Consider the following 21229-nt stretch of genomic DNA (forward strand, 5'->3'; position numbering starts at 1 on the left):
GAGCCGAGCCCTGCGACCATGCCCCTGCGCACGCAGACGGCGCGTAACGAGACCGGGCTCGCCTGGCTGCCGTTTATCGCCGAACTGCGCGGCGGATCCAGCGACGCCCGCTCTGTCGGCGACTCGCTGGCCACGGTCACGGCCTCCGGCAACCACCACGGCCTGGTCACCCCGCCCGGCTTCGTGATGCGGAACAACACCCCGCGCGGTGGAGCCGCGCACCTGTGTACTCCGTTCGACGAGCCGATGCGAGCCCTCACCACGGCAGGACACCAGTCGCTCATCACATGGGAGACCCTGCTCGTCCCCTACTACGGCAAGGGCAACGCCCGCCCGGTAGGCGAGCCGATCGGCACCCTCACCACGCGGGACAAGTACGCCGTTATCAACACCCTGGACGACATCGACATCAACGACGTGCTGTTCCGGATGCTCGAACCGCACGAGATCGGCCGCGCCATGGCGTTCGCCGACGCCTACACCGTGATCGGCAGCAAGCGGGAGAAGGTCCGCCAGTACGGCAACGCCGTCACTCCGCCCGTCGCCGAGCTGCTCGTCTCGGCTCTGGTCGAGGCGATCACCGGCGAGCCGCTGGAGGTGGCCGCGTGATGGCCCCCGATCTCCGCGACTGCTGCCAGCGCTCCCTCCTGGACGGAGAGACACCAGAGCAGCACTACGAGCGGTGCGACGCCCGCCGCGAGGACCCCGAGACCGGCGCCCTGTTCGACCTTCCCGACGAGCCCGAGACAGGAGGTGCGCACCCGTGACCACCAGATCCGCTGACAGGGACCTCCATATCGTGCCCATGGACTGGAAGCACGCTCGCGGTTTCGTGCAGATGTGGCATCGCCACCTGAAGCCGCCGAGGGGCATGAAGTTCTGCATTGGCGTGGCCGACGCCGACCGAGTACTGCGAGGCGTCGCCATCGTGGGACGTCCGACCGCACGCAACAACCAGGATGGCCAGACACTGGAGGTCACCAGGACGGCGACGGACGGCTCGTTCAACGCGAACTCGATGTTGTACGGCGCCGCGTGGCGGGCTACGAAAGCGCTCGGTTACACGCGCCTGATCACCTACAACCAGGAAGGCGAGTCTGGGGCATCGCTTCGCGGGGCGGGCTTCCGCGTCGTCGCTGAACGTCCCGCGCATCCCGGCTGGGACCGTCCGTCCCGCCCTCGCGGCATCAACGGCTCCGAAGGCATCCCTCGCACCCTGTGGGAGGCGTCGTGACCCTCTCCGCGTCTTGCACCTGTACTCACGTCGAAGTGCTCCACGCGATCCGCAGCAACGGCACGCGCGGCGCCTGCTCCATCTCTACCGGCCCGAAGGCAGTCCCTTGCGGATGCCCCGCGTTCGCGCCCGCCGATCGCCGGCTCCCTGCCCCTGACCAGACCCACGAAGGAGGGACGCTGCTGTGACCATCTTCTTCCACGGCGGCATGCCCGGCCTGGCGCCGGGAGACCTGGTCCTGCCTGGCTTCCCGAACTTCGTGGACGGCTGCAAGATCTGCGACGCCCACAAGGCCGGGCAGGGCCACGAGCTGGACCCGCTGACGAAGCACCAGGACCGCGTCTACGTCACCACGGACCGCGAGTACGCCAGGTTTTACGCCTCGAAGTTCCCGAAGGGCGACCTGTACAGCGTGGAGCCGGTCGGCGAGATGGCCGTCTCCGATGAGGACCACTTCCCGTCCTGGACCGTCGCATCGGCTCGCGTGGTCGGCGTCTACGACCGGTACGTCCGCCTCACCCACAAGCAGCGCGGGACGCTCCTGCGGCGGTGGGAGCGAGCTGATCGAGAGGTCGCGTTCGCTCGTCTCTCGCCGGCGCCAGCCGTACCGGAGGCGACCGATGATTGAGGCGATCGACATCCGCCATGGTTACACGCTGGGCGACCTGGACAGGATGGCCCGCGCCGCAGTGCAAATGGCGTGGCCGCGCGCCATGGACTACCGCGAACGGTACGAGACGGCCTGGTCGTCGATCGCCGAGCACCTGTGCGCCAGCGACGAGGAGACAACAGAGCGGGAACTGAAGCTGGTCGGCTGCAACGCCGTCAACCGGCTCGCCCAAGACCACGGCCGGCACTGGGGCCTGGACCGCAACAACGCGGGCGCCGGGTTCGAGAGCGCCCGCAACTTCCTGCGGTACTGGGAGCTGTCGCGTAGGGCCACCGGCTCGCCCGAGACCGGCGTCGTGGAGCGGCTGGCACTGCACCAGATCTGGCCGCACCTGTCCGACACCCACCGCATGGTGTTGACCGCGATGGCCGTCCACGCAGACAACGTGGCCGCGGCCGAGTCGGTCGGTAAGACCTACGGCACGTTCAACTCCCACCTGAAGAACGCCCGCCGTCAGTTCCTCGCCGCCTGGCACGAGGGGGAGACGCCGTCGCGCATCTGGGGCAAAGCGGACCGGCGCCGCTCGGAGCGTCGCACCACCGCGCAGGTCTTCCACGAGCGGGTTCTGCAGCGTAAGCGCCGAACTGCCAAGCGGGAGGCGTCATGACGAACCTTGCCGATGATGGGAGCTTCACGAGCCCGCTTGTGAAGGCGCTGCGCGGTCACGTCGATGTGTTCGCCGAGTCGATGGCCGGGCCGAAGCCGAGCCTCGCTGCGCTGGAGAAGGTCCGCCCGTCCGCGGCGGCCTGGGTCTACTACTCCGCACTCGTGGCGTGGGCTGAAGACCACAAGCTCGTCGATCCGTGGCTGCACGCCGACGCCAAGGCCCGGCGCGAGGAGTATGCGCCGCCGCAGGCCGGCGGAATGTGCGGCTGGCTCGCCCGCGCGTACGCGGCGCTGTGCGTGCACCCGGCCACGTGGTGCCTGCTGGACCCCAGATACAGCGCTCTGAGGGCGTACACGCCATCGGAGGAGGCGTGCAGGGGCCTGGTCGAGTGGTGGTCGTCCGCCGCGCCGTCGCTGGCGTACGAGGTGACCAGCGGCCCCGCCTCGATCTCCGGCTGGATCGTCGGAGACATCCTCCAATACCTGCGCGACTCCCGGCCAGGCGGCGGAGGAGGCGGCAACGCCCAGACGCCGTGGTGGATCGCCGACGGCATCCTCGACCTGACACTCATCCCCGCGGCCGAGCAGTTCCGCGGCGAGACGCTGAAGACGATCGACCCCGCGTGCGGGACAGGCCACTTCCTCATCCGGAAGATCGACTACCTGTGGGAGTGGTACACCACCGGCAGCCTGCACCAGCGGCAGGTGAAGCCCGGCAAGACCATGAAACCCGCCACGGGAGGCACGCCACTCACGCCCGAGGAGGCGATCCGCCGGATCATCGCTGGAGTCGACGGGTGCGAGATCGACCCGCTCACCGCGGCCGTAGCCCGGCTCCGCTTCGTCGTCGCGATCGGCGACCTCATGCACCGCTCGGGTCTGCTGCCCACGCTGCGGCTCGACACCATCCCACCCTTCCAGCCGCGCATCGTCGTCGGCGACTCGCTGCTCGCCTGGAAGGTGAGTGCCGCGGAGTACGCCCGCATCCACCCGAAGCTGGCGGCCATCCAGAACCTCGGCATCCCCGACGACGTTCCGGCCGAAGCGCCGAAACCGCAAGGCCCCGCCCCGGTTGCGATCACATTCCCTGCCCAACTCGACCTCTTCGACGAGGTGGCCCATGCCTGACCTCATCCGTATCGACGCCCCCGCCTACCAGGCGTGGCAAGGCGACCGGCTCCTCACTCTGGAGCCGCTGGCGTTCGACCTGCTCGCCTACCTGGTGGCGCACGCCGGCCAGGTCGTCTCGCCCGACCAGATCATGCGGGAGGTGTGGAAGGTCTCCCAGTGGAGCAACATCACCACCGCCACCGTGACGATGAGCCGCCTGCGTGACGCGCTCGGCGACGCCCACGACAACCCGACCTACATCACGACCGTGCGGGGCCGCGGCTACCGCTTCGAGAAGGCGATGGTCGCCCCCGCCGAGACGAAGACCGTTGAGGTTGATGGCCGCCGCTACGACGTCCTGGGGTGGGAGAAGGGCCCGTGCCGGGGCGCGACCGTCACGTTCACTGTGCACGCCCGCGAGGCGGTGCGTGATGGCGCCTGAGACTCGTTTCCCGCTGTCGTACGCCGACGTCGTCACCCTCGTCGAGGCGGAGTGCCTGACGCACCAGCAGCACACCCTCGACAAGGTAGCGGCCGACCTACGGGCCCGCGCCGAGCTGATCCGCTCCTCCCACGGGCAGGCGCCCGACCCGCTGGCTGACGCCATCTGGAACGCCTGCCACCGCGACGAAGTAGCCGGGGCGGTGTACGCGGACCCGCGCACGATCGCCCGCGCCGCCTACCTCGCGGTAGCGGACCTCATCGGACAAGACCGGACGGATCCGGCCGTCACCTCAGACCCTCGAACGGAGACGAACCCCCATGACTGACCTCGACTGGCACCACCAGGCGGCGTGCAGGGATCTGCCGACCCTGCTGTTCTTCCCGCTGGAGGGCGAGCGCCCGGCCGAGCGTGACCGCCGCGAGCTCCAGGCGAAGGCCGTCTGCCACACCTGCCCTGTGTGGAGGAGCTGCCTAGAAGAGGCGCTGGACCGCAACGACAAGCACGGCGTGTGGGGAGGACTCACACCCGACGAGCGCGTATCCGTTCGCCGGCGCCTCCAGCGAACCGGCGCGCTGTCCACTGTCGCCCGGCCCCGGCCGCGAGTCACCGTGTCCGAGAAGCGGTGCTGCCGCTGCCAGGAGCTGCTGTCGGCTGAGCTGTTCTACGCCGACAACCGGGCCACGGACGGGCTGACGTCTGCCTGTAAGGGCTGCCAGCACGCGAGGGAGCGGCAGGGGCGCCGTGACGCGCGCGAGGCGGTGGCGTGATGGCCGAACCAGCGCCGCACGGCACCCCGAGGCGCTACCGGCACGGCCCCTGCCACTGCGACCTATGCCGGGCCGCACATGCTGCTGCTGCCCGGCAGCGCCGCCGCGACAAGGCCTACGGACGCTACCGACCTGACGTCGACGCCGAACCTGTACGCCGCCACGTCCGGAAGCTCCGCGAGGCTGGCCTGCCGCTGCCGCAGATCGCCGCGTTGGCGGACCTCAACAGGAGCACCGTCTCCACGCTGCTGCACGGCAGGCCACCCCAAGGCGTTCCGCCGACAAGGAAGATGCGGGCCGTCAACGCCGACAAGCTGCTGGCCATCCGCGCCGAGCAGTGGATCGGGGCGGCGTCGTGAGGCATCCGCTGATCGAGGCGCTGGCATCCCGCCGGATCGAAGCCGGTCTGTCCCAGTCCGCCCTAGCCCGCCGCATCTACAAGTCAGCCCGAGCCGTGAGCCATTTCGAGAGCGACCCGGGCGGTCGTCAACTTCTGCTGGTTGAGGAAGTCGCCCGCGGCCTGGGTCTGCGTCTGGCGTTGGTCCCCATCGAGGACGACGCCGAGCAGCTTGAGGAGGCGTCGTGATCTTCGGGGGCGTTGAGGCGCGGTCAGGAGTCGGCGGGATCGGCCGGCGGACGCTTGCGGGCGTCCACGACCTTGCGGCGGACCCACTCACGCGTGAAGCCGATTTCGCGAACGATGTCCACCTGCTGTTCGCCGTCGTCGAGCGCGCCAAGGACTTCGGCCACCAGCTCATCGTGAGCTTCTTCGGCGGCCTTGACGCGGCGCTTGTAAGCGGCGGAGAGACGGCGAAGCCGCTGCTGGCGGTCTTGATCCACGGCTCCATGTTCGCACATGGGGTGAGGCATCAAGGCATGGCTGTGTCCCATGCTCCCAGTATAGCCAAGCGTGTTGGCCATTAGGCAATGCCATGGGTAATGGCATAGAGTAGGTCCCGGAAGGGAGAGCGCGGGGGTGTAAAGGCCCCGATCAGTCCCACCAGCACCATCAGCACGGAAGGTCCTCCCGCACTTGAACATCCGAGCTGTTCCGCTGAAGTACAGCGGGACCACCTACCGCTCAACACTCGAAGCAGACTGGGCGGCCACGTTCAACAGCCTAGGCTGGTACTTCGAGTACGAGCCCTGGGCCGTCGACTTGGGCGATGGCGACAGGTACCTGGCCGACTTCCACCTGCCCGCACAGAACGTGTGGTGCGAGGTCAAGGGCGGCCACAATGAGCGCCTCGACAAGACCCGCAAGTTCCGCCGCGCGGTCGCCGATCCTGACCAGCCTGGCGGGGAACTCGTGGTTCTCCTGCGGGCGGCCGGCGAACCTGGCCGGTCGGCGAACTGGCAGTGCGTCACGGGCGCCTATCGCAGCATCACGATCAACCAGTGCGGGATCTGCGAGCAGTGGTGCTTCACCCAGTACGCAGTGGACGGCTGGTTCTGCCGCCACTGCCAAGCCCCTGACGGGCTGATCGCCGAACGCCAGTACATGTCGGCCGTTCACGCGAAGAGCGTCCAGCAGGAGATGGCCTTACGGATCGGCGATACCAGCCGCGACTACGTGAAGGAGTTGTGTCCAGAGCACGGCCGGTTGCCCTTCGTCAAGGCGCCGCGGCCTGCCCGCCTGAGGAGCGCCTGATGCCGCCCGCCGAGATCTACATCGAGCTCGTCGTCAACTTCCCGGAGGACCCGAAGGTGCGCAGCCTGCTGCGCTACGGGGCGGACGCTCGCGGGTTGCGTGACCTGTACGTCCAGATGGCGCTGTACGCCAAGCGCAACCTCTCTGACGGCTTCGTGCCCGAGGAAGAGATCGGCATCCTCGTCTACCCGGACACGTGGGAGAACGGCCAGCGTGACGCGGAGCGGCTGATCCTGGCCCGCCTGATTGATCGCGTAGAGAACGGCTACGTGGTGCTCGCATACGGCAAGCGGAACCGTACGAAGGCCGAGGTGCTCCAGCGGACTGCGGAGAAGTCGGTCGGCGGGGTTCTGGGTAATCATCGGCGCTGGCATCAGAACGGTGTCGTCAAGGAGGGCTGTCGCTTCTGCCGATCGGATACCGATCGGACTACCGATGGCACCAGCGAATCGGATAGCGAATCGCCCCGATCCGGAGCGAGTGCGGCGGCAACCGCAAATGCGGCTGTTGGGGCGCGTAGCGAGGGACCACAGAGCGCCATCCACGCGAGCGTCCACGAGCAGGCCGACATCGGCCAAGCGGATGACCTGCTGAAACTCGACATCTCGGATACCGATCGGACCACCGATCAGGGTCCGAATCGGGAGCGATCCTCAGAGACAGAGACAGAGACAGAGACAGAAGAACAAAAGAACCCCCCTACCCCCCAAGGGGGGAAGCGCCGCAAGCGGCGCGTCGGTGCGGAGGACTACGACTCCGACCCTGACTTCGTCCGCTTCTGGAACGCCTACCCGGAAAAGGGCGGCAAGTTCGACGCCTTCAAAGCGTGGCAATCCGCAGTCGCCCGCGGTGACAACCCTGAACTGATCATCCGCGCCGCGGCCTGGTATCGCGATGACCCCAAGCGCAACCCTGACGCCACCAAGTGGGCTCAGGGCTGGCTCAACAGCCGCCGCTACAAGGAGCAGCAACCCGCTCGCCGACCCACGTCCGACGAATTTTGGAAGAACTGATGGACATCCTCAACGATCTCGTTCTGCCCAAGCTCGAAGGCGTCCGCGCCCAGCCCGGCGGCTACATGGCGCTGTGCCCGGCACACCCGGACCGCACAGCTAGCCTGTCCGTCACCCGCGGCAAAGAGCACCCCGTGGTCTTCCACTGCCACGCCATGTGCGAACGGGACGACATCCTCGCCGCGATCGGTCTCACGTGGGCCGACTTGTGCAAGCCCCGCGACCAGCGGGAGGAGCGCGGCGAATGGACGCCCCGCGGTCCGGCCGTCGCCGTGTACGACTACGTCGACGAGGCCGGCAAGCTGCTCTTCCAGGTGATGCGCACCGCCGACAAGCAGTTCCCGTGCCGCGTCCCGGACGCGTCCCGGCCGAAGGGCTGGAGTTGGCGACTCGGCGACACCCGGCGTCCCCTCTACCGCCTGCCGAAGGTCATCAACGGCATCCGCGACGGCCACGTCATCTTCATCACCGAGGGCGAGAAAGACGTCCACACGCTGGAAAACCAGGGACTCATCGCGACGTGCAACCCGGGCGGCGCCGGCAAGTGGCGGCCCGAGTACAACGAGATCTTCCGCGAGGCCGACGTCACGATCATCTGTGACCGCGACAACGCGGGTGAGGCGCACGCCCGGCAGGTCCGAGACGCCCTGGTTGGAACCGCCGCATCCGTCCGAATCATGGAGCCCGCGGTCGGCAAGGACGCCACCGACCACTTCAAGGCGGGCAAGAGACTGCCCGACCTCGTGGAGATCTGGACCAGCGAAAAGGAGTCCAAGGTCGACCTTGCGCCCGACCTGTGGGAGTTCATCTCCGTCGACGACACGGACTTCGACTGGGTCGTCCCGAACCTGCTGGAGCGCGGCGACCGGCTCGTCTGGACGGGCTTCGAAGGTTTGGGCAAGTCGATGGCTATCCGCCAGATGGCCGTCATGGTCGCCGCGGGCATGCACCCGTTCAAGTGGACGGACATTCCGAAGATGCGCGTCCTGCTGATCGACTGCGAGAACTCCGAGCAGCAGTCCCGGCGTAAGTTCCGCCCCCTCGCCGCCTGCTCGATCAAGTACGGGCACCGCGTCCCGGACGGCGCGCTGCGGCTGATCCACCGGCCGGAAGGCGTCGACGTCCTGCGGCCTGACGACGCTGCCTGGCTCCTCGAACGGGTCGTGGCGCACAAGCCGGATCTGCTGTTCATCGGCCCGTTCTACCGGCTTCACGCGGGCAACATCAACGACGAGGAAGCGGCCCGCAAGACCGTCGCCGTGCTCGATCAGGCGCGCGTTCTCGCCGATTGCGCGATGGTCATCGAGGCCCACGCCGGCCACGGCGAGCAGGGCAAGAACCGGTCCGTTCGTCCGGTCGGGTCCAGCCTGCTGCTGCGCTGGCCCGAGTTCGGGTTCGGCATCGCACCTGACGACCCCGACCAGCGGCCCGGCGAGCGCTGCCGAACCGTGGCTGTCAAACCCTGGCGCGGCGCCCGCGATGACCGCGACTGGCCAACCCGCCTGACCTACGGCGGCGAAGGCAGTTGGCCCTGGAAGATCGCCCCCGATTTCGTCCCGGCGCCCGGCTGGGACTCCATCAACCGAAGGAGCGCTTGACCCATGTCCGCCCCGATCACCCTCACCGGCCGAATGGCCGGAGACCCCGAGCTGAAGTTCACCCAGACCGGCAAGCCGATCGCCCGCTTCACGGTCGTCACCGCCCGGCGCCGCAAGATCGACGACAAGTGGGAAGACGTCGACACCACGTTCTGGACCTGCACCGCGTGGGACCAACTCGCCGAGCACGTCACCGAGAACCTGGCCAAGGGCGCCGCGGTCATCGTGTCCGGACAGGCGTTCCAGTCGAACTGGGAGAAGGACGGCCAGAAGCAGTCCCGCATCGAGGTCCGTGTCGAGGCCGCCGGCCTGAACCTGCGCTGGCCCCCGAAGGCCGCGGACCGTTCAAGCGGCGGCGGCGAGGACCCGTGGGCGAACGGGGGCGCTCCCGGTGAGCAGCCTCCCTTCTAGCCGGAACCTGTGCCCGCGGTGCCTCGGCTACATGCCTTTCGAGGGTCCGGCCTCTCGGGTCTGCCGCTGCGGCACCGCGTGGGAGGCCGATCTGAATCACCTCATCGCGACTCTGGCCGGCCTGCTGGCCAACCCTGGACCGCCCGACCCGCTCGAGGAGGCGCTGTGACACCTCAACCGTCCTCTCGCCCTGCCCCGTACGCGGCTGTGGCCGGCCTCCTGGACCGTCTCGCCGAGCTGCTGCAGGAGGCGCGTGAGAACCGCGGCCTGAGCCTGCGTTCGGCGGCAGAGCAGATCGGCTACTCGCGGTCGACGCTGGGCCGTATCGAAGCCGGTGAGGTTTGCCGCGTGGACATTGCGGCGGCTGTCCTGCGGTGGCTCGGCACCCCTGGACCGCAAGACCCGAAGGAGGTCGAACATGGCTAGTCCTGGTTTGAGCCCGCAGCTTGCGGAGGTGGAATCGCGGACCCGCCTCTTGACGGGAATGTGCCTTGGCTGCGGCAAACGCGACTGCGCGGGCTGCTGGGACCCCCTGTCCGAACAGGTGCGGCCCGCCAAGAAGGTCGAACGCGTCTGGTCGCTGCCGCTCAGCGAGGCTGACCGCCGCTCGATCCGGGCAGACGTCATCCGTCGGCGCCAGCGGCTCGGCATCCCAACCCGCGATTTAGCGCAGCATGCGGGCGTAACTCGCCAGGCGGTGTCGCACTGGGAGCGGGACAACCTGTTCGCCATCAGCGACCAGCGCATCATCGGCATCGTCGAGTTCTTGGACGAGGCCGAGTGTGAAGTGGGAGAGGCGGACTTGCCGTCCCCGGAAGCCCTGCGAAGCCGCATGCTCAAGGTCCTCGACCGCTACCAGATAGCCCGTAAGGATCTTGCGGCCAGAGCAGGTGTATCGCGAGGCTGCATCCAAAGCATCGCGGAAGCCCCGAACTCCCGGCACTACCGGGAGACCCTGGCCATCGTTCGAGCTCTCGATGAGATCTGCTCGGCACCTCCGCCCCGGCAGCCAGCCCATGGGACATCGACTGTCTACAACAGGGGATGCAGGTGTTCCGCCTGCCGGGCGGCCCAGAGCCGCCGGATGAAGGAGTGGAAGGCCAAGGCGGCCGAGGTCGCGAGCGCTGACCCGTCCCAGGTTCCTCATGGCGAGACGGGCTACAAGAACTGGCGCTGCCGGTGCCCGGTGTGCAAGGCGGCCGGATCGGAGGACAACCGGCGTCAACGGCTGCGACGAAAGGCGCTCGCCTCCACCCTCCCTGGACCGTCCGACCATCCCCAACCTGTGCAAACGCCTGGGGATGACGGCGCATCAGCCGTTAACCGGACAGACATCAACGATCAAGGCCACAACGCGAAGGAGGCCCCGAACCATGGCTGACACCACTACACCAGCGAACGCGACGGTCATCGACCTCGACCAGCCGTACCTGGGCTGGCTCAACCACTACGAGGCGGGCTGGCAGGCCGCCATTGTCCGGCGGATCGACGGCCGACGCTGGGCCTACCGGCTCGGGGAGCCGCTTCCCGCCGACCGGGCCACGGACATGTGCCGGGTTCTGTCCGAGGTGACCGGGGTTCCGGTCGCGGGCGAGTTGAGCAAGCAGGGCGGGTTCCTGCCTGTGTCCATGGGAGGCGCCCGATGAGCGACGCCAAGACCGCGAAGACCGTCAGCGACGAGCTGCGAGAGGCGGCAGCGCGCGCCCGCGAGCATCTGCTCCCGCACGTGATCGCCGAGGTGCTACCGGAGACGGCGATCGTGGCGTTGTGCGGCAGCATCCACGAAGAGTCGGCCGTCATGTGCCGGAACTGCGTGATGTTCGACGTGAAGGACCGCGTCCTGGCGCGGCTGGTCGTCACGCTGCTCAACGCTCGTGAGCCTCTCGCCTCCTGGCTGGAGGACGCCGAGCGCCGATACGAGACGGCGATGGAAGAGATCGAGTGCACGGCCTGTGGCGAGGCCGGTGCGTGCACTCATCCTGCTGAGGCCGAGTTCTGCCAGGGCTGCGAGGAGCCGACGCCGTGCAGGTGCATCACTCCCGCCCTGGCTGTGGCTCGGGTCCTCAACGGCACCACCCCGCAGGAGGTGGCCGCCGCTGGTGTGGCGTTCAGCGAGGGCGCTCCGTGACCTGGCAGGTCCGCCCGTACCCGTGGCCGTTCCGCTCGGCCGACTTCTGGGATGCGGCCGCGGTCACCGATGAGGCTCCGGCGGCGCCCGAGCCGGTCGTAGTCGAGGCGGTCGGGTCGTGGCCGTTCGGAGACGCCGACGTCGCGGTGGAGGCGTGCGTGCTGGATGACCTGGCAGCGCTGACCTCGGTCCATGGTCCGTGGGAGGCGGCGAACCTCAGGTTCAACGCGATCGACGGAGGAGACTGCAGATGATCGACCCCGTAGTGGCGACCTGGCAGAAGTCGAGCTTCTGCAACGGCGCGAGCAGTTGCGTGGAGTTGAGGTGGGTCACCGCTTCCAGGTGCAACAACGGCCACTGCGTCGCCGTAGCCTGCGCAAACGCCGATGAGGTGTGGGTGCGGGACTCCAAGCTCGGCGACGCGTCGCCCGTGCTTCGGGTTCCGGTCTCCAGCTGGTGGTCGTTCCTGGCTGCCGTGAAGACGGGCCAGGTGCTCACCTACAGGGGCGTGCTCTGGGTGGGGGAGCTCGACGCCGGGTGGCTGCTTTGGCTGCGGGACGAGCCGGACGTGACGCTGTCGTTCGACCGGGCGGAGGTTGCCGCGTTCGTCGCCGGGGTTCGCGCCGGGGAGTTCGATCTGGAAGCCCTGAAGGCGTCTTCCTCCGATTCTGCGACGGTCGCTTCGGGCGGGCATGCCTCTGGCGCGCCCCAGAAGCCGCCTCTCGCGTTCGTAGAGCCGCCTCAGGTCTCTCGCTAGGACCCACCCCCCGGATCGCGGGGCTCCGTGGATTCTGCGGCTCCGTAGATAGATCACCAGTACGGAAAAACGATCAAGAAGGCATCGACTAGAGCAAGATTCGAGAGAGGAATCGAACGAAATGAGCATCGGCAAGCAGGTCCTTGACGTCGCCATCGAGGACGACGACTCCGGAGCGACCACCATCCGGGGCTACCTATGCGCCCTCGCCGAAGCCGTCTGGCGCGAAGGCGACGGGTTCAGCGGCAAGCGCCCGTTCGGCAACTCCGGCTGGGCGTGGGACGTGTTCACGGCCCTGGCCAAGGCGGGCCTGATCGAGGGCACGTTCGATGAGGACGGATGCATCGAGGACGCCGACACCGAGAAGGGCGACGCGCTCATCCGCTCCGCGCTCAAGGAGCTCGCTCAGCAGTCCGGAGAGGCGGCAGCTCGATGAGCATCCTGTCCGAGCGCATCCAGGAGGAGCGCAACTGGGTCGGCTACCCGCCCGGCGTGGCAGCCAAGAAGCTGGGCCTCACCCGCGAGGAGTACGCCGCGTTCGAGACGGGCGACGTCGAGCCGACTGACAACCAGCTCACCAACATCGCCCGCCTGTACGGCACAACGCCGGACCGTCTGCGCGGGGAGGACCTGCGAGCGGACCCGCGCATCGAGCAGCTGCTGGCGTCGAAGCGCGTCACGGCTGAGGACGCGTACGAGGTGCACCGCTTCGCCGAGTTCCTCAGGTACGCGCCCCACCCGTCCGAGAAGGGCTGAGACCGATGCCCGAATGCACCTGCTACGCCCCCGAAGACGCTGAGCCTGAGGACCACGACCTCGACTGCCCCGCTCACCCGACAGGCGAAGAGGAGGGCTGACCTGATGGCGAACCTCAAGGTCCGCTTAGCTGCTCGTGACGCCTTCCTGGCGAAGCTCCGAGAGGCAGCCCAGCACCGTGACGAACGCTGGGACAAGGTCGCCGGCCCGCACGGACCAGCGCCCGGCTGGGTCGTGTACGAGGCCGAGCAGATGCTGTCCCTCGTCAACGAACTCCGCACCGAGAACGAACTGGAGCCCGCCACGCTGGAGCAGGTGCTTCGCGTTGAGCGGTCCGCATGCGGCCACATCGACTACGCCGACAAGTACGCGCTCAGGTGCGCCTTCCTGGCGCTCGGAGAGGAGGGCTGACCCGTGGCTGAGATCAACATCCCTACCGGCCCGATCGAGCAAGAGCCGATGCGGGCGATACGAGTGGAACGGCCCGAGACGCTGTCCGGCGTAGGACGGGAGGCGCTGTACGCCGCGCTGGAGGGCGTGGAACTGGGCGCATACGACCGCCGCATCGTCGACTGGCTGGCGATGTACGGAGACATGTCCACGGTGGCCACGGTCTGCTCGTGGCTGTATCGGGTTCGGGAGGTGACCAAGTGACCGGACCAGAGCAGCCTGACCCCATCCCGGCAGAAGCCGCTCCCTTTGAGACTCCCTTTGAGGGAGCCGACACGGTGTCAGCTCCCTCAAAGGACGACGCCATCCCTGAAGAAGCCGTACAAGTCTGCCCGTGCGTCTGCCACTCCGACCACCCCGGCCTGGAGCATGTACGGGCTTGCTGCCCCTCCTGGGATGGGCCTCTCGGCGGGCATGTGGGGGAGTCCCAGCCCTACATCGAAGCGCGGGTGCGGCGCGAGGTGACCGAGGAGATCGCCGCCGCCATCCTCGCCGTTGATCCCATGGAGTGGGCTCTCGCGGGCCAGCATGCAGGCGAGGACGCGGCCCGCATCGCCCGCCAGCTCGGAGAAGGCCAGTGACCGCCAACCCGCGCGCCGTGGCGATCCTCGCCCTACAGGGCTGCTCCAGAGTGGTGGAAGGGCAGCCGTGCGAGGTGTGCCTGTTCAGGGCCGCGAAGGACGTGGCCGCTGTCGAGCGAGGCGGGCGCCTGGCCGTCGTCTCCGCTGAAGACCTCCAAGCGTGGCAGGAACGCGCCGAGAAGGCCGAGGCCGCGAACGCCCGCACCCGCGCGCTCCACCCCAGCCGCGAAGAAGCCGACACGGCCAGGCAGGTCCTCTGCGTGGAGTGTGCCGTCCCTGCCCCCTGCCCGACGCGAACCGCCCTCGACGAAACAGGGGAGGCATGATGTCGATCTACGCCACGCTGTTCTCCATCGACGACGACGGCCACGAGCTCACCTGCGCCCACTACGCGAAGACCTCGCGGGAAGAGGCGGAAGACTCCGGCCGCATGGTCGTCTCAGGCGACGCCTACTACCGGTGGGACGCCACCGCGGACTGCACTTGCGGCAACCGGCCGCCCATCATCTACCAGGGCTCCCACATAAACCCGGCCCTTCAGAACGCCCGCGGCGGATGGCTGCTCGTGTGCGGCATCCCCGACCACTGCCACCCCGACGCCAGAGGAAGCGGAGACGTCGGCCAGCCGGTCGGATTCCTGCGCCTCACCGCCGGCGAAGACGAAACCACCTACCACGGCATGCAGCCCGGCCAGGCGACGCTCATCCTGGAAGTCGGGCAGGTGCGGGCGCTTCAGGCGACACTGGCGGAATGGCTCGCCACACGCGGATCCGAGGGGGAGGAGCCTCATGTCTGATGCTGACGGTGTGCTGGCCTCTATCGGCGCCGCTGTACGGGACTACTCCGTCAGCCCGGACGCGATGAGGTGGGCACCAGAAGAGCCGGTCCCGACGCTGCCGCTCGCGATCCCTGTACTGGCTGAGAGGCTGGCGACAACCGAGGAGGAGACGACATGACCACCGCTGAGGACCGCTGGCACTCCCGCCAGTGCGCGTACGGCCGAACCGGAGACCCCGAGGACGAATGCCACTGCCCCGACCCGGTCGGCCCTGACACGCCACGAAAGACGTGCGGGCACACGATGGACACCTACTGCACCTGCTACCTGCTCCAATACGTGGACCCGGCCGACTACGAACACTACGAATGAACCTCCTCGACCTCGACGAGCCAACTGTGGGGGAGAGCCCCACGGTTGGCCGTTGCGTCTGTGGTCGCAAAATCTGGGATCCCGTCTCGCTCCTCTACGAGATGGGGAGCGGCTGCCGGAAGAAGCACGGCATCACCGGCAGGCAGCGAGTACGCCTCGCCAGGACCCGGCCGGGCGGGGACTGCGACGGGCAAACCGACCTGCTCGCGCCGCCAGCAGACGCCACGCCGTGAGACGCTTATAGCGATTCCCACCGGCCCGAAATACGCGAGACTCTCAGCAGACGCAGAAGCGGCCCTCCTCGCCCAAGGAGAGCCGCCCCCGACACAACAACCCCAACGGCCCCTCAACCGCCTTCCCGCAAGAGTACGACCTCGGGGAGGCCTTGTGAGTTTCGTCCAACTCGTCACAGATGACCTTCAATGGGTATGCGCCTACTGGGAGGACCTAGTCGAAAGCCGCTTGCCGGGCACGCCCCGACCTTGGCGGCACCAAACCCTCACCGTCGACCAGCGGGCCGAACGTGACAGGCAGGCTTGGGAAGAGCGGTTCGAACGCAGCAACATCGCCCCTGGCGAACATCCTGCACCGTTAGACCTCGGCGTCCTCGACACCATGTACGACGTCCTCGTCCGAGCCGACGACCTCGCCGCGGAGATAGCCCAACATGTAGGCGTTCATCCGCTCTCCCCGCCCCGCCTGGGCGACACCGACGCCCGGCCGTACCTGCAGTTCGCGGCCAAGCATCTCACCGAAGACTTCACATACGTCGCTGCCCCGATTGCCCGCACGATGGTCGTTCAGGTGGCGCACGCCCTCGCCCTCACCTTCGACGGGCAGCGCCTCGACGTCGAATGCCCGTGGTGCCGCGGCGTCACCCCCGACACCCCTGCCGGCGGCACCCGTACGTGGCGGGTACGGGAACTCCCTGGAAACCTGATCGCGATCGTCTGCGAGAACGTGTGCGAGCCCCCGAGCAAAGACATCGGCACCTGGTGGAAGGGCTGCCCGGTATGGCCGCTAGCGGAATGGGATTGGCTCGCCAAGCGCGTCGAACGAGCCGAAAACAGCATGAAGATCTCCGCATAGCAGCACTGATCTGGGATGATGGGGGCATCATGACCGCCTCCCCTCCATTGCCCTGCGACGTGCTGCGCTGCCTCGGTGGCGACGTCATCATCGTGCCGCGCGGCCAGTTGACGATCAGGTTGTCGCCCGAGCAGCGGCGTGCACTCGCGGCGGACTTGCTAGGACTGGATGAGGAGAATGCGGATGGATGAGCCGATGCTCACTCTGTACTCGGATGGCCTGCTCTCCAAGCGGGGGTTCAACGGCGACGACATGCCTGAAGCGGAGGTCTCATGAGCCACGACGACATCCGGCAGCGCCTGGCCGCCGTCGAGGAGCTCAACTGGAGCCGCGTTGAGCACGAGACCCAGCAGGAGTACTACAGCGATTGGGTGAAGATCGGACCGCTCAGGATGCACCTCATCGCGGACCGGGCCGACGAGGACGAGGTCGTCGCGTTCCTCCAGCACGCTGCTACCGACCTCCGCTGCCTCATCGATGAGCGTGACGCCGACCAGCAGGCCCGGACCAGAAGAGAGAGCATCGTGTCCAACCCGATCTACGGCAAGCCTCCCGAGCCTGACCGGGGCGAGCCAGCGCGGTTCCTCGCCGACGCCGTCGAGGTCCTCCGCCCGAACGGCGAGGTGGCCGTCATGGACCTCGTGGCCCTGGCCGACGCCGCCGTCAACGCCGAACGGGCGGTTGCCGGGCTGCGTGAGGAGAACGAACAACTCTGCCGGAAGGTGGCCACACTTGAGGAGAAGGTGAGCCGGATTGAGCGGGCTGGCCGGATTCTCGCAGGCGGTGGCGATGAGTAAGGGGACCAATGACGCGCCCTGAGTGGGCCGTAACGTCGCTTGACGAGGGTTATCCACAGGTGCGATCATCGAGCCACGCGAAGCATGCCCCGCCACAGAGCGGGGCTTTCGCGTTTCTGCGGAGTCCCCAACGCGGCCGCGGCACTGCAAGAAACCCTTAGACGCGCGCATCCAGGCGGAGTGCGCGCCCGGCTCCACAGCCTCCCCCGTGGCTGCACGGAGCCCCACCCAAGGTGCCGGCCTGGCCTCCGAAGGGCACAACGTCCGCGGGTCGGAGGCCAGGCCGCACTCCCTTGAGACGTGCGGCCCGAGTCTTTTGCTGGGGGGTTGAGGACCGGGCCGCACCACCAACCCTTGAAGGGTCGTCGCGTGGACATCGCAGGCATTCCCGAGAGCATCCCGCGGGCCCGCATCCTCGAACTCATCAAGAGCCTCGGCATCGACCCCAAGGAAACGCTGAGCCTCCGCTTCGAGCCGCACGCAATCCACGCCGAGGTGCGGGCGCTGAAGGACGGCAACCGCTATTGGGACGGCGGCCCAGAAGAGCGGTTGGCCACCCACTGCATCGCTATTCCCATCGCCGACGATCCGGCCGAGCCTCAGCCCTGACCCGCGGCGCCTATCTTCAGCTCGATCGAGCCGAGCTGGTACGCCGCGTACTGGTTCCGGCCGCGGTGTGCTACCTCGATCCCGTAGAACTGCTGGCCGGGCGGAACCGTGATCGCGAACCGGAACGTGCACCCGCGTTCCTCGTGCAACCCGGTGCCGAGCTTGCCGAGCCCGACCGTCTTGCCGGCCGCGTCGGTCACCACGACCTGCGTGCCTTGGCCAATGTCTGCGTACTCGCCCTTGCCAGAGCAGGCAGGATGATCGCCCAGCTGGACAGAGTCCGGCGTGAACTCCAGGATCACCATCCCGGTTGCGGAGAACAAAGACGGCAACGCCTGGGGCGTGGACGCCTGAGATGCGGCCGCTTGAGATGGCGTCGCTGCTGGCGGGTCCGCCTCGGTACCAGGCGAGATGACGATGAGCACGGCAGCAACCGCCGCTAACACCACGAGCGCCACCCCGGCCACGGCCAGCACCAGCTTCATGCGGGCATCCTGCAACGCTCCACACGCCGGCACCAGGCCCAACCCACAACGATTCGGGAGCGGCATGCCCCGCAGCCACGGCCGCACCGGCTACCGCTGGCGCAAGGCGCGCGCCACCCTGATGCTCGAAGCGCCCGACGTCTGCCACATCTGCGGCCACTCCGGCGGAGCGAATGAAGCCGACCACGTGCCCGCCCTCGTGGAGCTCGAACGCCTCGGCCTCGACCCATGCGACCTGCGATACCTACGCCGAGCACACGGCACATGGGCACCCTGCCCAGTCTGTCGGCGACGGTGCAATCAAGAGAAGGGGGCCCGGGAACTACCCCCCGCCCCTCGCTCATCCCGAGCCTGGTGATCTGCCCATCGGAGACAGGGTGCTGTACGTGGTGACCGGCCCACCTGCAGGGGGGAAGTCAACATGGGTCCGGGGCCAGGCGAAACCAGGGGACGTGGTGGTGGACTACGACCTCCTGGCGGGGGCTCTATCGGGGCCGCATCAAGGCGACCCCTACGACCACCCTGAGGCCGTGCGCCAGGTCGCATTCCGAGCACGCACCGCCGCTATCCGGGAGGCACTGCGGCACGTGTGCACGGTGGACGTGTACGTGATCCACTCCATGCCCAAGCCCGAATGGCTGGCGACGTACGCCGAGCATGGTGCAGAGATCATCACCATCGACCCTGGTCGAGACGTGGTCATGCAGCGCATCGCCGAGCAGAGACCAGCCACAGCCAGAGCCGTAGCCACACGCTGGTACAACAACCGGGGCAACGGGACAGGGCAGGTAGGGCAGGGCCCCCGCCCCCAGGGTGCAGGCACCCCTCACCCACCGTGCACCCCACCACCCAGGTCCTCACGGTCATGGTGACGATACGTGACAACAAGAATGATTGCGTTCTGTAACGAAGATCAATCACATAACTCATCGTGATATCGGACAGAAACGGACACTAATCACGTTCATGCAGGTCCGAGGGGTAGGGGGGCGCCTCGACCACGCAAGATCAACGATCACGAGGAGATCCGCGCCCGATCGCCGTTTTCTCTCCCCACTGCAAAAAGTAATCCTTGCGAGATCGTTACGTTCCGTGATTCCACTCTGGTAACGCATCGTGAGGAGGCGGCAGTGACTCCTCGTAGTCGGGTTGCGGAGCCTCTCGTGGCTGCGGTTCGGGCGGACTTGGAGCGATGGGGGATCGCGGAGGAGACCGCCCTCGCGGCCAGCGCGCTGGACCTGGCCAACAGGCTGAGCGAGTCCGGTATCCGGCCGGCGGCAGCATCGATGCTGCACGCGCAGCTGCGGGCGACGCTGACCGAGCTGGCGAAACTGGCCGTACCCGAGGCGAAGCAGGGCGACCCGGTGGACGAGTTACGCGCCCGCCGAGATGAGCGGCGGAAAGGCGCGTGACCGCCACCGCGCTCGTCGGCGTCCAGGAGCCGAGGATCTCCTCAATCCCGCCGTACGTCGCCTCCTCCGGCCAGGACGTCATCGACTTGGCCGCGTCGGCGGGGCTGATCCTCGACCCCTGGCAGGAGTACTGCCTGCGGCACGGCTTGGGGGAGCGTGCGGACGGCCGCTGGTCGGCGTTCGAGGTCGGCGTGGTGGTGAGCCGGCAGAACGGCAAGGGCAGCGTTTTCGAGGCGAGATGTCTGGCCGGCCTGTTCCTTTTCGGCGAGCGCCTGATCCTGTACTCGGCGCATGAGTTTAAGACAGCGCAGGAGATGTTCCTGCGGATGCAGGCGCTGGTGGAGAACACCGACGCCTTCCGCCGTCGCGTGAAGCGGATCCGGACCTCGCACGGCGATGAGGGCATCGAGCTACTGGACGGGGCCCGGTTGCGGTTCGTGGCCCGCTCGACCGGCTCGGGTCGTGGCTTCTCGGGTGACCTGAACATCATGGATGAAGCGTTCAATTTGCCGGACGCCGCGGTGGACGCGCTGATGCCGACGATGTCCGCTCGGCCGAACCCGCAGCTTTGGTACGGCTCCAGCGCGGCGGACAAGACGATCGCGCCGTGTGAGCAGCTGGGCCGGGTACGCCGGCGCGGAATCGCGGGCGACGATCCATCGCTGTTCTACGCCGAGTGGTCGATCGAGGCATGCACACCGGAGTGCGGCGAAGGCTGCACGGAGCATGACAACCCGGCCAGCCCGGACAGTTGGGCGAAGGCCAACCCGGCGCTGGGCATCCGCATCTCCGTTGAGCACGTGGCGCGCGAGCACGCCAGCATGGGGACGAAGGGCTTCTTGCGGGAGCGTCTCGGTGTGGGGAACTGGCCGACGGACGCCGCGGATCAGTGGGCGGTCATCCCCGAGGTGAAATGGCGAGATGTCGCCGACGCGAGCTCCGAGCCGGTAGGCAAGGTCGCATTCGCGATCCACGTCTCGCCGGACCGGAGCTGGGCGGCGATCGCTACGGCGGGCCGGCGCGATGATGGCCTGCTCCACGTCGAGGTTGTCGACCATCGGCCTGGCACGAAGTGGGTCCCGGATCGCGCGAAGCAGCTGCAGGAGCGGTGGGATCCGTGCGCGTGGGTGGTGGACGCTGGGAGCCCAGCCGGGTCGCTGATCGCCGACCTTGAGGCCGTGAAGATCGAGCAGCTGGACGGCGAGGTCGGCAGGCTGGAGATCACGAAACCGACCCATCGCGAGGTGGGGCACGCGTGGGGCCAGCTGGTCGACGGCGTAATGCCCGAAGAGGGCGAGTCGACCGTTCGTGTGATGCCGCACCCGGCGCTCGACGCCGCGGTGGCCGGCGCAGTGACGCGGCCGCTCGGCGACGCGAAGGCGTGGGACTCCAAGGCGGCTGGCGTGGACATCTGCCCGTTGGTGGCGGCCACCTTCGCCGCCTGGGGCTTCGCGACGAAGGGTCATGACGAGGAAGAGCCGGTCGAGCCGTTCGCGGTGTGGGCGTAGGG

At 67.9% G+C, this 21229-nt stretch carries 40 protein-coding genes; 38 read left to right on the forward strand and 2 right to left on the reverse strand.

Going from position 1 to position 21229, the window contains the following annotated elements; translation table 11 throughout:
- From VIU94_RS42115 to VIU94_RS42165, 11 genes are all read left to right on the forward strand, one after another.
- A partial coding sequence (locus VIU94_RS42115; protein WP_331920540.1) for a DNA cytosine methyltransferase occupies window positions 1–609 on the forward strand: 609 nt, incomplete at its 5' end.
- Window positions 609–767 (forward strand): hypothetical protein, encoded by a 159-nt coding sequence (locus VIU94_RS42120; protein ID WP_331920542.1) that lies wholly within the window; start codon window positions 609–611, stop codon window positions 765–767. The genes VIU94_RS42115 and VIU94_RS42120, both read left to right, overlap by 1 nt.
- Window positions 768–805: 38 nt before the next feature.
- A complete protein-coding gene (locus VIU94_RS42125) occupies window positions 806–1234 on the forward strand; it encodes an XF1762 family protein (RefSeq protein ID WP_331920544.1) in 429 nt (142 codons plus the stop codon).
- A gap of 184 nt (window positions 1235–1418) precedes the next feature.
- Window positions 1419–1862 carry a hypothetical protein gene (locus VIU94_RS42130; RefSeq protein ID WP_331920546.1) on the forward strand — a complete coding sequence of 148 codons (444 nt, stop codon included), beginning with the start codon at window positions 1419–1421 and terminating at the stop codon, window positions 1860–1862.
- The gene (locus VIU94_RS42135; RefSeq protein ID WP_331920548.1) at window positions 1855–2511 is read left to right on the forward strand and encodes a hypothetical protein; all 657 of its coding nucleotides are present in this window, start codon (window positions 1855–1857) and stop codon (window positions 2509–2511) included. The genes VIU94_RS42130 and VIU94_RS42135 overlap by 8 nt, the downstream gene beginning before the upstream one ends.
- A complete protein-coding gene (locus VIU94_RS42140; protein WP_331920550.1) occupies window positions 2508–3638 on the forward strand; it encodes a hypothetical protein in 1131 nt (376 codons plus the stop codon). The genes VIU94_RS42135 and VIU94_RS42140 overlap by 4 nt, the downstream gene beginning before the upstream one ends.
- Window positions 3631–4062: a winged helix-turn-helix domain-containing protein gene (locus tag VIU94_RS42145; RefSeq protein WP_331920552.1), complete on the forward strand. Its 432-nt coding sequence runs from the start codon at window positions 3631–3633 to the stop codon at window positions 4060–4062. Before VIU94_RS42140 ends, VIU94_RS42145 begins: the two co-directional genes overlap by 8 nt.
- Window positions 4052–4390 (forward strand): hypothetical protein, encoded by a 339-nt coding sequence (locus VIU94_RS42150; RefSeq protein ID WP_331920554.1) that lies wholly within the window; start codon window positions 4052–4054, stop codon window positions 4388–4390. Before VIU94_RS42145 ends, VIU94_RS42150 begins: the two co-directional genes overlap by 11 nt.
- Window positions 4383–4832 (forward strand): WhiB family transcriptional regulator, encoded by a 450-nt coding sequence (locus VIU94_RS42155; protein ID WP_331920556.1) that lies wholly within the window; start codon window positions 4383–4385, stop codon window positions 4830–4832. Before VIU94_RS42150 ends, VIU94_RS42155 begins: the two co-directional genes overlap by 8 nt.
- Complete coding sequence (locus VIU94_RS42160) at window positions 4832–5191, forward strand: hypothetical protein (protein ID WP_331920558.1); 360 nt, start codon at window positions 4832–4834, stop codon at window positions 5189–5191. Before VIU94_RS42155 ends, VIU94_RS42160 begins: the two co-directional genes overlap by 1 nt.
- Window positions 5188–5418, forward strand: coding sequence for a helix-turn-helix domain-containing protein (locus VIU94_RS42165; protein ID WP_331920560.1), 231 nt, complete (start codon window positions 5188–5190; stop codon window positions 5416–5418). The genes VIU94_RS42160 and VIU94_RS42165 overlap by 4 nt, the downstream gene beginning before the upstream one ends.
- A 23-nt stretch (window positions 5419–5441) precedes the next feature.
- On the opposite strand, the gene VIU94_RS42170 is transcribed toward VIU94_RS42165, so the two are convergent.
- Window positions 5442–5723 carry a hypothetical protein gene (locus VIU94_RS42170; protein WP_331920562.1) on the reverse strand — a complete coding sequence of 94 codons (282 nt, stop codon included), beginning with the start codon at window positions 5721–5723 and terminating at the stop codon, window positions 5442–5444.
- A 142-nt stretch (window positions 5724–5865) separates the two neighbouring features.
- On the opposite strand from VIU94_RS42170, the gene VIU94_RS42175 reads away from it, so the two are divergent.
- From VIU94_RS42175 to VIU94_RS42295, 25 genes are all read left to right on the forward strand, one after another.
- Entirely contained in the window at window positions 5866–6483 is a 618-nt protein-coding gene (locus VIU94_RS42175) for a PDDEXK family nuclease (RefSeq protein ID WP_331920564.1), read from the forward strand.
- A complete protein-coding gene (locus VIU94_RS42180) occupies window positions 6483–7496 on the forward strand; it encodes an LvrA C-terminal domain-related protein (protein WP_331920566.1) in 1014 nt (337 codons plus the stop codon). The genes VIU94_RS42175 and VIU94_RS42180 overlap by 1 nt, the downstream gene beginning before the upstream one ends.
- Window positions 7409–9094 carry an AAA family ATPase gene (locus VIU94_RS42185; protein ID WP_331920568.1) on the forward strand — a complete coding sequence of 562 codons (1686 nt, stop codon included), beginning with the start codon at window positions 7409–7411 and terminating at the stop codon, window positions 9092–9094. Before VIU94_RS42180 ends, VIU94_RS42185 begins: the two co-directional genes overlap by 88 nt.
- 3 nt (window positions 9095–9097) lie before the next feature.
- Entirely contained in the window at window positions 9098–9505 is a 408-nt protein-coding gene (locus tag VIU94_RS42190) for a single-stranded DNA-binding protein (RefSeq protein WP_331920570.1), read from the forward strand.
- 31 nt (window positions 9506–9536) lie between these two features.
- Window positions 9537–9674, forward strand: coding sequence for a hypothetical protein (locus VIU94_RS42195; protein WP_331920572.1), 138 nt, complete (start codon window positions 9537–9539; stop codon window positions 9672–9674).
- Window positions 9675–9712: 38 nt separating this feature from the next.
- Window positions 9713–9931, forward strand: coding sequence for a helix-turn-helix domain-containing protein (locus tag VIU94_RS42200; RefSeq protein WP_331920574.1), 219 nt, complete (start codon window positions 9713–9715; stop codon window positions 9929–9931).
- A complete protein-coding gene (locus tag VIU94_RS42205) occupies window positions 9924–10886 on the forward strand; it encodes a helix-turn-helix domain-containing protein (protein WP_331920576.1) in 963 nt (320 codons plus the stop codon). Before VIU94_RS42200 ends, VIU94_RS42205 begins: the two co-directional genes overlap by 8 nt.
- Window positions 10879–11151 (forward strand): hypothetical protein, encoded by a 273-nt coding sequence (locus VIU94_RS42210; RefSeq protein WP_331920578.1) that lies wholly within the window; start codon window positions 10879–10881, stop codon window positions 11149–11151. Before VIU94_RS42205 ends, VIU94_RS42210 begins: the two co-directional genes overlap by 8 nt.
- Entirely contained in the window at window positions 11148–11633 is a 486-nt protein-coding gene (locus VIU94_RS42215) for a hypothetical protein (protein ID WP_331920580.1), read from the forward strand. Before VIU94_RS42210 ends, VIU94_RS42215 begins: the two co-directional genes overlap by 4 nt.
- Window positions 11630–11887, forward strand: a complete 258-nt coding sequence (locus VIU94_RS42220; RefSeq protein WP_331920582.1) for a hypothetical protein — start codon at window positions 11630–11632, stop codon at window positions 11885–11887. Before VIU94_RS42215 ends, VIU94_RS42220 begins: the two co-directional genes overlap by 4 nt.
- The gene (locus tag VIU94_RS42225; protein ID WP_331920584.1) at window positions 11884–12390 is read left to right on the forward strand and encodes a DUF397 domain-containing protein; all 507 of its coding nucleotides are present in this window, start codon (window positions 11884–11886) and stop codon (window positions 12388–12390) included. The genes VIU94_RS42220 and VIU94_RS42225 overlap by 4 nt, the downstream gene beginning before the upstream one ends.
- A 121-nt stretch (window positions 12391–12511) precedes the next feature.
- A complete protein-coding gene (locus tag VIU94_RS42230; protein WP_331920586.1) occupies window positions 12512–12826 on the forward strand; it encodes a hypothetical protein in 315 nt (104 codons plus the stop codon).
- A complete protein-coding gene (locus VIU94_RS42235) occupies window positions 12823–13146 on the forward strand; it encodes a helix-turn-helix domain-containing protein (RefSeq protein ID WP_331920588.1) in 324 nt (107 codons plus the stop codon). Before VIU94_RS42230 ends, VIU94_RS42235 begins: the two co-directional genes overlap by 4 nt.
- Before the next feature lie 105 nt (window positions 13147–13251).
- Entirely contained in the window at window positions 13252–13557 is a 306-nt protein-coding gene (locus VIU94_RS42240; protein WP_331920590.1) for a hypothetical protein, read from the forward strand.
- A 3-nt stretch (window positions 13558–13560) separates the two neighbouring features.
- Window positions 13561–13800: a hypothetical protein gene (locus tag VIU94_RS42245; RefSeq protein ID WP_331920592.1), complete on the forward strand. Its 240-nt coding sequence runs from the start codon at window positions 13561–13563 to the stop codon at window positions 13798–13800.
- 74 nt (window positions 13801–13874) lie between these two features.
- Window positions 13875–14177 carry a hypothetical protein gene (locus VIU94_RS42250; RefSeq protein WP_331920594.1) on the forward strand — a complete coding sequence of 101 codons (303 nt, stop codon included), beginning with the start codon at window positions 13875–13877 and terminating at the stop codon, window positions 14175–14177.
- The gene (locus tag VIU94_RS42255; protein WP_331920596.1) at window positions 14174–14503 is read left to right on the forward strand and encodes a hypothetical protein; all 330 of its coding nucleotides are present in this window, start codon (window positions 14174–14176) and stop codon (window positions 14501–14503) included. The genes VIU94_RS42250 and VIU94_RS42255 overlap by 4 nt, the downstream gene beginning before the upstream one ends.
- Window positions 14503–14973: a hypothetical protein gene (locus VIU94_RS42260; protein WP_331920598.1), complete on the forward strand. Its 471-nt coding sequence runs from the start codon at window positions 14503–14505 to the stop codon at window positions 14971–14973. Before VIU94_RS42255 ends, VIU94_RS42260 begins: the two co-directional genes overlap by 1 nt.
- Window positions 14966–15133, forward strand: a complete 168-nt coding sequence (locus VIU94_RS42265; protein ID WP_331920600.1) for a hypothetical protein — start codon at window positions 14966–14968, stop codon at window positions 15131–15133. Before VIU94_RS42260 ends, VIU94_RS42265 begins: the two co-directional genes overlap by 8 nt.
- Entirely contained in the window at window positions 15130–15327 is a 198-nt protein-coding gene (locus VIU94_RS42270) for a hypothetical protein (RefSeq protein WP_331920602.1), read from the forward strand. The genes VIU94_RS42265 and VIU94_RS42270 overlap by 4 nt, the downstream gene beginning before the upstream one ends.
- The gene (locus VIU94_RS42275) at window positions 15324–15560 is read left to right on the forward strand and encodes a hypothetical protein (protein ID WP_331920604.1); all 237 of its coding nucleotides are present in this window, start codon (window positions 15324–15326) and stop codon (window positions 15558–15560) included. Before VIU94_RS42270 ends, VIU94_RS42275 begins: the two co-directional genes overlap by 4 nt.
- Before the next feature lie 154 nt (window positions 15561–15714).
- Window positions 15715–16416, forward strand: coding sequence for a hypothetical protein (locus VIU94_RS42280; protein WP_331920606.1), 702 nt, complete (start codon window positions 15715–15717; stop codon window positions 16414–16416).
- Window positions 16417–16445: 29 nt separating this feature from the next.
- The gene (locus VIU94_RS42285) at window positions 16446–16607 is read left to right on the forward strand and encodes a hypothetical protein (protein WP_331920608.1); all 162 of its coding nucleotides are present in this window, start codon (window positions 16446–16448) and stop codon (window positions 16605–16607) included.
- Window positions 16608–16688: 81 nt separating this feature from the next.
- A complete protein-coding gene (locus VIU94_RS42290; RefSeq protein ID WP_331920610.1) occupies window positions 16689–17213 on the forward strand; it encodes a hypothetical protein in 525 nt (174 codons plus the stop codon).
- Window positions 17214–17582: 369 nt separating this feature from the next.
- Window positions 17583–17822: a hypothetical protein gene (locus tag VIU94_RS42295; RefSeq protein WP_331920612.1), complete on the forward strand. Its 240-nt coding sequence runs from the start codon at window positions 17583–17585 to the stop codon at window positions 17820–17822.
- On the opposite strand, the gene VIU94_RS42300 is transcribed toward VIU94_RS42295, so the two are convergent.
- A complete protein-coding gene (locus tag VIU94_RS42300) occupies window positions 17813–18307 on the reverse strand; it encodes a hypothetical protein (protein WP_331920614.1) in 495 nt (164 codons plus the stop codon). The two genes, VIU94_RS42295 and VIU94_RS42300, sit on opposite strands and share 10 nt — an antisense overlap.
- A 1163-nt stretch (window positions 18308–19470) precedes the next feature.
- Here VIU94_RS42300 and VIU94_RS42305 point away from each other — a divergent pair.
- Window positions 19471–19719 (forward strand): hypothetical protein, encoded by a 249-nt coding sequence (locus VIU94_RS42305; RefSeq protein ID WP_331920616.1) that lies wholly within the window; start codon window positions 19471–19473, stop codon window positions 19717–19719.
- Entirely contained in the window at window positions 19716–21227 is a 1512-nt protein-coding gene (locus tag VIU94_RS42310) for a terminase large subunit domain-containing protein (protein WP_331920618.1), read from the forward strand. The genes VIU94_RS42305 and VIU94_RS42310 overlap by 4 nt, the downstream gene beginning before the upstream one ends.
- The last annotated feature ends 2 nt before the right edge of the window (window positions 21228–21229 follow it).

Source organism: Streptomyces sp. (genome assembly GCF_036566765.1).
Lineage (GTDB): Bacteria > Actinomycetota > Actinomycetes > Streptomycetales > Streptomycetaceae > Streptomyces.